The following is a 14,048-nucleotide window of genomic DNA, read 5'->3' on the forward strand; positions in this document are numbered from 1 at the left end:
ATTCCCTGTAACTCATCGCCTGCGCCTGTCAGGACAAGGAGCATGAAGAAATCCACCATGCTTCGGACGATCGCTTCACTTTGACCGACACCGACCGTTTCAATAAGAATGACATCAAATCCTGCCGCTTCACAAAGCAGCATCGTTTCCCTTGTTTTGCGATGAACGCCGCCCAAAGTACCCTCTGAAGGCGAGGGCCTGATGAAGGCGCGGGGATTCCTTGCCAGCTCCTCCATCCTCGTCTTATCACCAAGGATACTCCCCCCGTTAATGGATGAGCTCGGATCGACCGCAAGGACCGCAACCTTATGGCCCCTGTCACATAAATAGCTTCCAAACGTTTCGATGAACGTGCTTTTCCCGGCACCTGGCACTCCTGAAATCCCGATTCTAATCGACCGGCCAGTATGGGGGAGGACGGAATGCAGCAATTCCTGTGCAAAATCAAAATGATGGGCAGCGTTGCTCTCAATCAATGTAATTCCTTTAGCTAGCCTTGCCCGGTCCCCTGATAAGATTCCCTTTTTCAGTTCTTGGACCGATACGGAGGCATCATGCTTTTTAACGAATTTGCTTGTTGATCCTTTGTTGCGGTCGGCGGCCAATTCAACACCTGGTTTTAATGATGAAGCAAAACCCTCCTGATTGTTAGGATCAAACCATTCCGGCTTCTTGTGATCACTCATTATTGGGCCACTTCTTCATATCCCAGGCGTCTGTATATTTCGAAAAGCACCTTTTTCGCTGCCTGGGGAATGACCGTTCCAGGTCCGAAAATGGCAGAAGCACCATTTTCCATTAAGTACTCATAATCCTGTGCAGGGATGACACCGCCAACGATCACGATGATGTCTTCACGTCCAAGCTTTTTCAGTTCAGCCATAAGCTGCGGCAACAGGGTCTTATGCCCGGCAGCCAGTGAGCTCATGCCTACTACGTGCACATCATTTTCAACGGCCTGCAGCGCCGTTTCTTCCGGTGTTTGGAATAATGGACCGATATCGACATCATAGCCCAAATCTGCAAACCCTGTTCCCACCACTTTTGCTCCGCGATCATGACCATCCTGGCCCATTTTCGCCATGAGCAAACGCGGTCTTCTTCCTTCATTTTCAAGGAATTCCTCCGTCATCCGGACAACTTCCTCAATCTCCGCTTCTCTGGAGTATGCAGCGCTATATACGCCGCTGATGGAACGGATCGTGGCCTTGTGGCGGCCGGCAACCTCTTCGATCGCATCCGAGATTTCACCTAACGAGGCCCTTACCCTAGCAGCCTGCACAGCCAATTCAAGCAGGTTCCCCACGCCGGTTCCGGCTGCCGCGGATAACGCCTGAAGGGCTTCATCCACCTTTGCTTGATCGCGTTTCCCCTTCAATTCACGTAAACGCTTAAGCTGGCTTTCGCGCACGGCGGTATTATCTATCTCCAGTATTTCAATGGCATCTTCTTTTTTCAAACGATATTTATTGACGCCCACGATCGTTTCATCTTGAGAATCGATTTTAGCCTGCCGTTTTGCCGCCGCCTCCTCGATTCTCATTTTTGGCAGTCCGGTTTCAATCGCCTTAGCCATTCCTCCAAGCTCTTCGATTTCTTCGATATGGGACCAGGCACGCTCGATCAGTTCTTCCGTAAGTGCTTCCACATAGTATGAACCTGCCCACGGATCGATGACCTTTGTAATTCCCGTCTCCTCCTGTAAATATAGTTGTGTGTTACGCGCAATCCGTGCCGAAAAATCGGTAGGCAGGGCAATGGCCTCATCCAAAGCATTCGTGTGCAGGGACTGTGTATGTCCAAGTGCAGCCGCATGAGCTTCGATCAACGTCCGCGCGACATTGTTAAACGGATCTTGCTCGGAGAGACTCCAGCCAGAGGTTTGGGAATGGGTTCTCAATGCCATTGCTTTTTTGTTTTTCGGTTCGAATTGTTTCATCAGTTTTGACCAGATGAAACGAGCGGCCCTCATTTTAGCCACTTCCATGAAGTAGTTCAGCCCTACAGCCCAGAAGAATGATAGCCGTGGAGCGAACTTATCGATTGCTATGCCCGCTTTCATGCCTGTACGCGCATACTCCAGGCCATCTGCCAGTGTATAGGCAAGCTCGATATCCGCCGGTGCGCCAGCCTCTTGCAGATGATAACCGGAGATGGAGATGGAATTGAATTTCGGCATATATTTGGACGTATACTCGAAAATGTCGGCGATGATTTTCATTGACATTTCGGGGGGGTAAATATACGTATTCCGAACCATATATTCCTTTAGTATGTCATTCTGGATCGTACCTGATAGTTTATCCTGTGTGACGCCTTGCTCCTCAGCTGTCACGATGTAAAAAGCCAGAATGGGTAAGACGGCACCGTTCATCGTCATTGAAACAGACATCTGATCGAGCGGAATCCCGTCGAAAAGGATTTTCATATCAAGAATGGAATCAATGGCAACACCCGCCTTCCCCACATCACCGACAACACGGGGATGATCGGAGTCATATCCACGGTGTGTGGCTAAATCAAAAGCAACGGATAGTCCCTTTTGCCCCATCGCCAAATTTCGCCTGTAAAACGCATTGGATTCCTCCGCAGTCGAAAAACCTGCATATTGGCGTACCGTCCAAGGACGGTTGACGTACATCGAAGGATAGGGTCCCCTTGTAAATGGAGCGATGCCAGGCATACTATCCATATGCTCCAAATCGTTATTATCCGCTTCTACATAAAGCGGTTTGACCTTTATTTGTTCATTCGTCTCAAACAATAGATCATCAATTTTCTCTCCAACGGCTTTTTCAGCTTCTTTTTTCCAAGTCTCAAGCGTCCCTTTTCTTTCAGTCCGGATTGGGTTTATCGTTGAAAAATTCGGTTTTTTCATTTCATTTCACCCCTAGCTCATGCAATAATTCCTCTAAAATGGTTATGGCATTCGTTTTTATATGGATAAAATCTTTGACACCAGCTTCGCTTAGTGCGTTTTCCGGTTCCTTTTGCTGCTTGCCGGCGCAATAAATCAGGATATGTGGGAATTGCTTTTTAATATCACTAATGACGGATGCCGCAAAATCGCTGCAGTCGGCATCGCTGGCACAAACACAATAGATGGCAAGATTGGTCGAAGTCACGTATTCGACTGCTTCCTCAATGGTTTGACATCCTTCACTTTCCAGCGTTTCAATGCCTCCTGCCGCAGCAAGCCCTTTTATGAAATCGGCACGCGGCTTATAGGATTTGATGTCTTTCAAGTTAATCAATCCGATTTTCGGTGAGGCACCGCCATTGGCCTTATGCCTTTCACTGCTCAGTCTGATCCGTTCGAACTGGACAGATAACCGCTCCAAGGTAATCGGCATAATATCCATCGGTTTCCCTACCTTCATATATGATTCACGGTCAGCATGTGCAGTTGCTTTAATCCTATCTGCTGGATTGGGATATACATTCGTCCCGATCATGCTTTCTTTTCTATAAGCTGCATTTTGGATTCTTTTTTGGAAGACATCCGTTAGTTCCTTCTGAAGGGTTCCTTGCTTGATTATCGCCAATATCCCGCCAGCTTCGTCGATTTCAAGAAATTTCCCCCAAGCTTTTTCAGCCAATTCATCCGTTAATTGCTCTACGTACCAAGAACCGCCTGCAGGATCGACGACGGTCGTTATATTCGTTTCTTCTTTCAAGATCAAGTGTGTGTTACGGGCGATCCTTTCCGAAAAATCATCTGTTCCGCCACTAGCATGATTGAATGGGTGGATTTGAAGATATTCAATGCCCCCAATGGCAGCCGCAAAGGCTTGGTTAGTCGTCCGAAGGATATTGACATGCTCATCATACAGCGTTTCCGTCAATTCGGACGTAACGGCATGTATCGCCATTTTAAAATGTTCCGGGGCTGTCTCGAAGGCTTCTGCAAGACAGGCCCAAAGGCGCCTCGCAGCCCTTAATTTAGCGATGGTCATGAAGTAATTGGAGTCCACCGCAAAAGAAAAGACGATTTTTTCGGCCAAGGAAGCGATAGGAAGCCCTTGCTTTTGCCCTTCCCATAAATATTGGACAGCAGCCGATAACCCGTACGCGATTTCTTGCAGGGCATTGGCTCCGCCGTTATGGTATAAGGCCGTATTGATCAGGACGGTTTTTAAATCTTGACCTATCTTTTGATACTCTTCAATCGTTTTCAGCCATTTTTCAAAGTAACCATCCGTATCTACCGGCATCTGGCCGCCTATGAGCCATTGGCCGATCGGGTCTTCAGCAAGCACGCCTGTCAATTGGGCCTTTTGGGATTCGGCCGCAGCTTTGAATTGTGGCAGGAATTCCTTTTGGCCCCCCTTTAAATCCATGAAAACCGGTATGTCCTTTAGCGGAATGTTCTTGGTCAAATTTACAAACCTTGCCCCCTCAGCAAGCATTCGAGCCGGGAATGCGACGGAATTTTGGCCGCGCTTGAATGCTGCCAGCATTTTTTCATTTGCCTCTTCCGCCGTGTTACCGCTTACAGGCTGGACGACTAGCCAAGGTTTTTCATGATAACCCATGGGTGATGTTCCGCGCGTGAAAGGAAAGAATCCCGGTAATTCCGGTTTTTTTGCTCTTGAATCCGCCGTATAGAGAGGATCAAGGGTGATGCCTTCATATGTATGCGTTTTTAATTGGTCAATCGTTTTTCCTTTTAAAGTGACTTCCACAGCTTCTTTCCATTCCGCAAAAGAAGGCTTCGGAAAGGTTATGTTTTTTACATCTTTAAGCTCCACTTGTAATCGCTTTCTTATCGTGAGTCAGCTCGAACGTCCTATCCTTTTTTTTGCGGAGAACGAACGCTCAGTCAGTTTAGATAAGAAAGCCACCCTCCCATCGATATGATCTGAATCATACTAACATTCTATCATAATTTTCTTGCAATTTAAGGTAATGGAACTTTTTTACCTACGAAAGGTGAAGTACAGTATCTAATACCTGTATTAGAACAGCTCTATAATCAAATAATAGCAAAATTAAAATTTTTGTCGATGTTTTTCTAAGGAAAACGGCGGACAAAAAAAGGAAGGACCTATTTAAACCGGCCTTCCTTTTTCTTTCTTTTAGTATATCGAAGTGTTATCTTTGGAAATATTTTCGATGATTTCTTTGACCCTGGCAAGGAACCGGCCGCATACAAGACCGTCCAACACACGGTGGTCAAGAGACAGGCAGAGATTCACCATATCCCGTACCGCAATCATGTCATTGATCACAACTGGACGTTTTACGATCGTTTCGACTTGTAGGATGGCAGCCTGTGGATAATTAATGATTCCCATGGACTGCACGGAACCGAATGACCCCGTGTTATTCACCGTGAACGTGCCGCCCTGCATATCCTCTGCTTTTAACTTTCCGGCCTTCACTTTTGAGGCAAGCTCTTGAATTTCCCTTGCAATTCCTTTAATTGATTTTTCATCTGCATTTTTGATGACAGGCACAAATAAGGCATCCTCCGTCGCAACGGCAATCGATATATTGATATCTTTCTTTTGGATGATTTTATCTCCTGCCCACATTGAATTAAGCTCAGGAAATTCCGTTAATGCTTGAGCGACCGCTTTTACGAAAAAGGCAAAGTACGTCAAATTATATCCTTCTTTTTGTTTAAAGCCGGATTTAAGATTATCACGCAGTTTTACCATATTGGTTGCGTCCACTTCCACCATCGTCCAAGCATGCGGTATTTCGTGCTTGCTTTTTAACATATTGGAGGCGATTGCTTTACGCACGCCGGTAACGGCGATTTCCTTATCGCCAGCAGCAGTCGGAACCTGTGGCACGGTACCTTCTGTTGCTGGGCGCCGAATCATTGCAGGGGCTTCTTCCACCGGAACAGAATCTGTTGATTGGGATGGTTCATCAGCGCCAGGAATGGTCCCGGACTCTACAAGCTTAAGTAAATCCTTGCGGGTGATTCGCCCTTCACTCCCCGTACCCTTCACTTTGGAAAGATCGATTCCATGCTCCTGGGAAAGCTTCAATACTGCAGGTGAATACCGAGCCTTCCTTGATTGGTCGGCTGTTTGCTGTACCTCTCCTGTAACGGGCGCTCCAGCTTTTTCTTCCGTTTGAGTAGCTGCTTGCCCTTGATTTTCGTTATCCGTGTTTGCCGATTCAACTTCAATCGAGCAAATGACTTCCCCGACGGCCAACGTTTGGTTCTCATCCGCCTTCAATTCCTTGATGATGCCGGTAAAGGAAGAAGGAACCTCAGCATTTACTTTATCCGTCATCACTTCAGCCAACGGGTCGTATTTCGTGACATGATCGCCAGGCTTAACAAGCCATTTACTGATGGTTCCTTCTGTGACGCTTTCTCCTAGTTGAGGCATCTTCATTAATTCCATAGCCATAAATCGTTCCTCCTTCTTAACAGTCATTAATACTCTGCCAATTCCCTCATCGCTTTTTCCACTTTATCGGGATTGACCATGAAATGTTTTTCCATCGTAGGGGCATAAGGCATGGCAGGTACATCAGGTCCAGCCAATCTCCTAACCGGAGCATCCAAGTCGAACAGGCAATTTTCGGCGATGATGGCTGCCACCTCACTCATGATGCTCCCTTCCTTATTATCCTCGGTAACCAGAAGCACTTTCCCCGTTTTTGAGGCTGCTTCGATGATGGCTTCCTTGTCTAAAGGATAGACCGTCCGCAGATCCAGAACGTGTGCGGAAATCCCATCTGCTGCCAATTTTTCTGCAGCTTGGAGGGCAAAATGCACGCATAGTCCATAGGAAATGACCGTAATGTCTTCTCCTTCCCTTTTCACATCCGCCTTACCGATGGGCAGTACATAATCTTCGGTTGGAACCTCTCCCTTGATTAAGCGGTAGGCGCGTTTATGTTCAAAGAATAGCACGGGATCTTCATCGCGAATGGCTGCTTTGAGAAGGCCCTTGACATCATATGGCGTGGATGGCATCACAATTTTCAATCCCGGCTGATTGGCAAAGATGGCTTCCACCGATTGGGAGTGATACAGGGCTCCATGAATTCCTCCGCCATATGGAGCACGAATTACCATGGGGCAACTCCAGTCATTATTGGAACGATATCTAATTTTCGCTGCCTCCGAAACAATTTGGTTAATAGCAGGCATGATGAAATCGGCAAATTGCATTTCCGCAATTGGCCGTAGCCCATACATGGCCGCCCCAATTCCCACCCCTGCAATGGCAGATTCGGCCAGCGGGGTATCAATGACCCTGTCTTCACCGAATTGCTCGTATAAACCATTGGTGGCTTTGAAGACGCCGCCTTTTTTACCAACATCTTCCCCTAATACGAATACACGGGAATCCCTTTCCATCTCTTCCCTCATTGCCATCGTTACGGCATCTATATAAGAAATCACTGGCATTCTATTACCCCCTTACTTTTGTGCATACACATGGTTCATCGCACTTTCAGCCTTCGGATATGGAGCATTTTCAGCATAATCAGTCGCTTCATTGACTATCTTCATGACTTCATCATTCATTTGTTTTTCAGACTCATCGTCCAAGATGCCCACTTCCTTCAAATAGGCTCCGAACGTTTTGATGGAATCCTTTGTTTTTGCTTCGGCCACTTCGTCGGCAGTCCGGTAGCTCCGGTCATCATCATCACTGGAATGTGGGGTTAGCCGATAGGAAACGGTTTCTACCAGGGTAGGTCCCTCTCCCCTTCGCGCACGGTCTGCCGCTTCTTTCACTGCCGCATATACCTCCAATGGATCATTTCCATCCACTGTTATGCCGGGCATGCCATAGCCTATTGCCCTATCGGAAACATTTTCACACGAAAGCTGTTTCGAAATAGGGACCGATATCGCATACTTATTATTTTCACACATGAAGATCACCGGTAGCTTATGTACACCTGCGAAGTTTGCACCTTCATGAAAATCACCCTGATTTGATGAGCCTTCCCCGAACGTTACGAAGGTTACCAAATCCTGCCCTTCCATCTTCCCTGCAAGGGCAATCCCGACTGCATGCGGGACCTGTGTCGTAACAGGTGATGAACCAGTGACGATCCTATTTTTCTTTTGACCAAAATGGCCAGGCATTTGACGGCCGCCGGAATTGGGATCTTCCTCTTTCGCGAAGCCTGATAGCATCAAGTCTTTTGCAGTCATACCGAAGGTCAGCACTACACCTACATCCCGATAATATGGCAATACATAATCCTTTTGCCGATCAAGCGCAAACGCTGCCCCAACCTGTGCAGCTTCTTGCCCCTGACAGGAAATCACGAAGGGGATTTTCCCGGATCGGTTCAACAGCCACATCCGCTCATCTATCCTCCGGGATAATAGCATGGTCCGGTACATATCCAGAACCGTTTCTTCATTTAAGCCTAATTGTTCATGACGTTTTTCTGACATCATAAAACCTCCTGACCTTATTCTTTATGAATGAATGGCAAGTCCATCGACAGCAAGCGCAGCCTCGCCGATTGCTTCGGAAAGACTTGGGTGCGGATGAATGGTCTTTGCTATCTCCCAAGGCGTCGCATCAAGCACACTGGCAAGACCAGCTTCGGAAATCATATCCGTGACATGCGGTCCTATCATATGAACCCCCAGGATATCATCCGTTTTCTTGTCTGCAATGATTTTGACGAAGCCATCCGCTTCCCCGAAAACAAGTGCCTTACCAACGGCCCGGAATGGGAATTTACCAATTTTAAGCTCGTACCCTTCCTTTTTCGCCTGCTCTTCTGTCAAGCCGACGCTGGCCGCTTCAGGACTTGAATATACACATTTAGAAATAAGTGAATAATCCAATCGTTCCGGTTTTTGACCAGCCATATGTTCAACGGCTGTAATCCCTTCATGTGAAGCGACGTGAGCCAATTGCAAACCGCCGATACAGTCCCCGATCGCGTAGATATGCGTTTCCTTCGTTTGGAAGAACTCATTGGTTTCAATGAAGCCCTTTTCTTTCACGATTTCAGTATTTTCAAGGCCGATTCCTTCAACATTTGCTGATCTGCCTACGGAAACGAGCATTTTTTCAGCCGTGAATTCCTGTGTCGCTCCATTTACTTCTGCAGAAATGGCTACTGAACCATCCTTTTTCAGGGTTTCCGGCAGCACCTTTGCTCCCGTGACGATTTTGACGCCTTTCTTGCTGAGGAGACGCTTCATTTCACTTGAAATATCATGATCCTCGGTCGGGATGATTCTATCCGCATATTCCAGTACCGTTACGTCCACACCAAAATCATTCAGCATCGATGCCCATTCAATTCCGATGACTCCGCCGCCTACAATTATGATCGAACCTGGCAGGCTCTCAAGCTTAAGAGCTTCATCCGAAGTAAGCACCAACTCGCCATCGATTTGCAAACCTGGAAGTGTCCTTGGACGTGAACCGGTAGCGATGATGATATTCTGGGGAATCAGCATTTCATTTTCAGTGCCATTGTTCATTTCCACGGAAATCGTTCCTGGCATCGGCGAAAAGATTGATGGGCCAAGGATACGCCCCAACCCTTCATACACCGTTATCTTCCCTTGTTTCATCAAGTGCTGTACACCCTTATAAAGTTGTTCGACGACTTTATTTTTCCTGTCCTGCACCTTTGAGAAATCCACCTGGACATCTCCGGTAACAATACCGAATTCCTCACTTTTCACGGCAGTCTGATAAACCTCCGCACTTCTTAAAAGTGCTTTTGAAGGGATACATCCATTATGTAGACACGTACCGCCGAGTTTTCCTTTCTCCACGACAGCCGTTTTCAAACCTAATTGAGCAGCCCTTATTGCAGCCACATACCCGCCAGTTCCTCCTCCGAGGATAACGAGGTCAAATTCTTCAGCCAAAATGACTCCTCCTCACTATTAAACAATGGGTCCTGATTACCTTGTCCCTATTTATTACGTTATCCATGTTAAAGATTCCTGTGTTCACTTGAAAATAATCACAGGAATCTTGATGATGTACCATTTAAATCATTTACGTCCATTCAAGATATGCTTTTCATTTTGCAGGAATTGGCTTCTTGAATTCCTCATTCGTGCAATTCGTTCCTCTGCCATCCGGTCCGCCGCTTTATAAGTTGGAATTTGATCACGTTTTGCAATCTCGATCACTCGTTCAATGGTGTCATAAACCATTTCCACCTTCTTAAGGGCTCTTTCCCGATTATACCCTAAAAGCTCATCGGCGACATTTATGACTCCGCCTGCATTAATGACATAATCAGGAGCATAGATAATGCCCTTCTCATGGATTTGGTCACCATGAACAGCTTCCTTCAATTGATTATTGGCTGCTCCTGCAATGACCTTCGCCTTGATTTGGTTGATGGTTTGATCATTGATGACGGCACCCAATGCACAAGGTGCATAGATATCGCATTCGACTCCATAAATCTCATCAGTATTCACTGCAGTTGCGCCAAACGCTTCAACCGCACGGGCCACGCTATCTTTATTGATATCCGTAACGATGAGCTTAGCTCCCTCCTCATGAAGGTGACGGCATAAGTTATAGGCTACATTCCCTACGCCTTGAACGGCAACGACCTTCCCTTCCAATGAATCCGTGCCGAAAGCTTCTTTTGCCGCGGCCTTCATTCCGCGATAAACGCCATAAGCCGTTACGGGGGAAGGGTTGCCTGAAGAACCGAACGCAGGGGAAATCCCGGTTACAAAATCCGTTTCTTCATGTATGAGATCCATATCCTCCACCGTTGTCCCTACATCTTCAGCTGTTATATAACGTCCGTTCAACCCTTGGATATACCTTCCGAAGGCACGGAACATTTCTTCATTTTTATCTTTACGCGGATCGCCGATGATGACGGTTTTCCCTCCGCCTAAATTCAACCCGGCAGCCGCGTTTTTATAAGTCATTCCTTTTGAGAGCCTCAAGGCATCTTCGATTGCATCCTCCTCGGAAGCATACGTCCACATCCTCGTACCGCCAAGCGCTGGTCCCAACGTCGTATCATGAATGGCTATGATCGCTTTCAAACCTGATTGTTTATCCTGACAGAATAGCAGTTGTTCGTAATCATACTTCTCAAGATATTTAAAAATTTCCATAAAGAAATCCTCCCTAGGTGTTTTAATGCGTGACAGTTTATGCAAGGATGAAAAGGTTCAGCCTTACCGTTTACTACGTTCATTTGAATTTAAATTTGCTGCTTACATGATATTTTCCCCACTGGAAAAAGTGCGCTCGAAACATGAAACTTAGCCACCTATCGTACGCCTTAACTCATTGCGTACGCTTCAATAAATATGCAAATAACATGCCAATAAAAGGGTGCCAAAAGCCCCGTTCAGAACAGAATGTGGATGCCTGTTGAAAAGTTTACCCATTATAGCCTATACCAAAATTAAAAAAATTTCATGCCGGAAGTGAATTCTCACCTAAATTAAAATAAATCAGAAAATTCCATGCAATATCTTGCACACCACGCAATGTTTTGCGCGCAATAATTTTCATAGTTCTAATTTTTCCATTTTATAATATAGATTTCTGACTGAAATTCCCAACGATTTTGCCGTAAGCGTTTTATTTCCATTAAAGGTATGTACCGCCTGCTCGATGATTTCGGCTTCATACTGGTCTATTATCTCCGATAGCTTTTTACCTGATACGTATGAAGGCGGCTTCGTCGTCGCTTCTTTATCATGTTTTAATGATATGGTTTCAATAAAATCGGGAATATGCTGGATATCAATGGTTGTCTCATTCAATTTCATGAAAATGATCGCCCGTCCTAAAATGTTCTCCAGTTCCCTGACATTCCCCGGCCAGTCATAATTTTGCATCTTCTCTATGGCAGCATCGGTGATTCCCTCTATGCTCCTGCCATACTCCTGATTGATTTTATGAATTAAATGTTCCGCCAGTTCCCTCAAATCTTCCTTTCGCTTTCGAAGGGGAGCGATGAAAATGGGCATGCGGTTCAGCCTGAAATATAAGTCTTCCCTGAAAGTTCCGTTTCTTATCGCTTTTTCAAGATTGATATTCGTGGCGGCTATGACCCTGACATTGATGGCAATTGGCTTTGTTCCGCCTACTCTGATGATTTCCCGCTCTTGTAAAACCCGAAGTAATTTAGCTTGAATATTGGCTGGCAATTCGCCAATTTCGTCCAAAAAGATACTCCCTTGATTGGCCTCTTCAAAAAAACCGACCTTTCCGCCCCTGATTGCCCCTGTAAAGGCTCCCTCTTCATATCCGAACAGTTCACTTTCAAGTAATGATTCAGAGATGGCTGCACAGTTGACTCGAACGAATTTATTGAATTTCCTATCGCTAGCATTATGGATGGCATGGGCAAAAAGCTCCTTGCCTGTCCCTGATTCGCCCCTCAATAAGACAGTCGCCGGTGTCCTTGCCGATAATTTCGCCTGTTCAACGGGAAGCTTCATCTCTTCGGAAGCCCCTATTATATCATCAAAGGAATATTTGGCCTGTAGCGTCCTGATGATCTGTCGTGCCCGGTTCAATTCATGCGTCAGGTTTTGAATTTCCGAAACATCATGAATGACGCCCACACTTCCTTTCAGGTGTCCATCGACAATGATCGGAGCAACATTCACAATGACTTCCTTATGCTTCGGGCCGACACGCATATTGACACCCCTTACAGGCTTTTTTGTCTGGAGCACTTTCATATGCATGCTCTCGCCCTCGTAAATGTCAATGGATGCCGGCTTCCCAATCACTTGGGTCTTTGTCAAGCCAGTGATTCGTGTATACGCAGGATTGATCAAAAGTCCCCTGCCCTTCTCATCAACGACTGAAATGGCTTCATCACTGGATTGAATGATTGCTTGCAGCATCGTCTGAATTTCTTTCAAATCCGTGATTTGCTCCGCCAATTGTACCGCTTCCGTCTTGTTCCTGAACATGGAAAACGCACCGATTACTTGCTTTTCGGCATTTACGAGAGGAATTCTTGTCGCAATGAGCTCCAATCCATCATCAAGGATGATTCGTTGATTTACTTCTTTCCGGTTCGTTTCCATGACACGCAATAACCCCGTTGAAGGGACGAGATCTTTAATGTGCCTGCCAATCACATCCTTACGCTTTGCATTCGCTGCTCGTTCGGCACTATCATTGAACATGACGACCAATCCGTCATGGTCGATCACGACCATTCCTTCACTGGTCGTATTAAGGATCAAGTCCATTTTTGCCGAAGCGTTCTCCAATTTATTGATCAACCGATTTTTTTCTTCAAATAGCTTGGACATGATGTGGGCGACGCTGCCAGGAATGAGGATCGTTTTTTCGCCCATCTCCCTTTTGATCTCTTTATAGACTGATGGATCTCCCGTGGTATCGACGATGATGTCCAGATCCTCGTTCATCCCCTCGCTCCAGCTAGTCACTGTAGGAATCCTTCGTTCTTTTGCAACCAGCATCCCTTCTGCTGATCCATTCGTATCGGCCATACAAACAATCGAGAATACTTCACTTTCCGAAAGGAGTTTCAACACGGTTGTGCCCCCGACGCCCCCTCCTACTATCATGACCTTTTGCATGAGCCATCTCCCTTCCAACTAATCCCCAATGAGAAAATATCCCTACAATCCTTTTCGTGCTCTCCCCTCATTTTACCATATTGAAATCCCTTGAAAAACAGTCATTCAACGTGCAGCTTCCAGTCCTTTTCTGCATTCCCGAAACTTGACAAATTTTTTATATCCTTTATCATTTTTTTAAGACGGAATTATCGGAAGGGATTTGACCGCATGAAACGCTTACTCGCTTTTATGATTCTTTTTATACCCGGAGCCTTTGCCGCCTATGGCATAAAAATAATGAGGGACATGGTGTTCGGTATTTTACAGCCTCCTTATCCCCTCCTTTGGATGCAATTCTTGATCGGTCTGATCATTACGATTGGCGGGATTGCCTTTATTGCAGGGTTCATCCTTCATCGGGATCGAAAACAAAACAAAGTCCAAAGCAGGTTCAATAAGTTTTGATTCTTAAAAAGAAGGTGCCACTCAAAATATGGGCACCTTCTTTTTCTTGGCCATTTTCATACTTTATTGCTAT

At 46.0% G+C, this 14,048-nt stretch carries 10 protein-coding genes; 1 reads left to right on the top strand and 9 read right to left on the bottom strand.

The genetic code is table 11. The features are described 5' to 3' along the window. From CVN76_RS13020 to CVN76_RS13060, 9 genes are all read right to left on the bottom strand, one after another. The coding region (locus tag CVN76_RS13020; RefSeq protein ID WP_332850636.1) for a GTP-binding protein at window positions 1-686 on the bottom strand (686 nt) is incomplete at its 3' end. After that, on the bottom strand, window positions 686-2,878 hold the full coding sequence (gene scpA / locus CVN76_RS13025; protein ID WP_100531613.1) for a methylmalonyl-CoA mutase: 2,193 nt from the start codon (window positions 2,876-2,878) through the stop codon (window positions 686-688). The genes CVN76_RS13020 and scpA, both read right to left, overlap by 1 nt. A gap of 1 nt (window position 2,879) precedes the next feature. Then, window positions 2,880-4,751, bottom strand: coding sequence for a methylmalonyl-CoA mutase family protein (locus CVN76_RS13030; RefSeq protein ID WP_157805658.1), 1,872 nt, complete (start codon window positions 4,749-4,751; stop codon window positions 2,880-2,882). A 327-nt stretch (window positions 4,752-5,078) separates the two neighbouring features. Beyond that, window positions 5,079-6,374 carry a dihydrolipoamide acetyltransferase family protein gene (locus CVN76_RS13035; RefSeq protein ID WP_100531615.1) on the bottom strand — a complete coding sequence of 432 codons (1,296 nt, stop codon included), beginning with the start codon at window positions 6,372-6,374 and terminating at the stop codon, window positions 5,079-5,081. A 26-nt stretch (window positions 6,375-6,400) separates the two neighbouring features. Then, window positions 6,401-7,384, bottom strand: a complete 984-nt coding sequence (locus CVN76_RS13040; protein ID WP_061144390.1) for an alpha-ketoacid dehydrogenase subunit beta — start codon at window positions 7,382-7,384, stop codon at window positions 6,401-6,403. Window positions 7,385-7,396: 12 nt separating this feature from the next. After that, window positions 7,397-8,392 (bottom strand): thiamine pyrophosphate-dependent dehydrogenase E1 component subunit alpha, encoded by a 996-nt coding sequence (locus CVN76_RS13045; RefSeq protein ID WP_100531616.1) that lies wholly within the window; start codon window positions 8,390-8,392, stop codon window positions 7,397-7,399. Window positions 8,393-8,416: 24 nt separating this feature from the next. Then, window positions 8,417-9,838, bottom strand: coding sequence for a dihydrolipoyl dehydrogenase (gene lpdA / locus CVN76_RS13050; RefSeq protein ID WP_100531617.1), 1,422 nt, complete (start codon window positions 9,836-9,838; stop codon window positions 8,417-8,419). A gap of 129 nt (window positions 9,839-9,967) precedes the next feature. Continuing rightward, entirely contained in the window at window positions 9,968-11,065 is a 1,098-nt protein-coding gene (gene bcd, locus CVN76_RS13055; protein WP_061144393.1) for a branched-chain amino acid dehydrogenase, read from the bottom strand. Between the two features lie 402 nt (window positions 11,066-11,467). After that, on the bottom strand, window positions 11,468-13,528 hold the full coding sequence (locus CVN76_RS13060; protein WP_100531618.1) for a sigma-54 interaction domain-containing protein: 2,061 nt from the start codon (window positions 13,526-13,528) through the stop codon (window positions 11,468-11,470). A 210-nt stretch (window positions 13,529-13,738) separates the two neighbouring features. On the opposite strand from CVN76_RS13060, the gene CVN76_RS13065 reads away from it, so the two are divergent. After that, window positions 13,739-13,975 carry a DUF2627 domain-containing protein gene (locus CVN76_RS13065; protein ID WP_061144395.1) on the top strand — a complete coding sequence of 79 codons (237 nt, stop codon included), beginning with the start codon at window positions 13,739-13,741 and terminating at the stop codon, window positions 13,973-13,975. The last annotated feature ends 73 nt before the right edge of the window (window positions 13,976-14,048 follow it).

The sequence above is a fragment of the Bacillus sp. mrc49 genome (assembly GCF_002803435.1).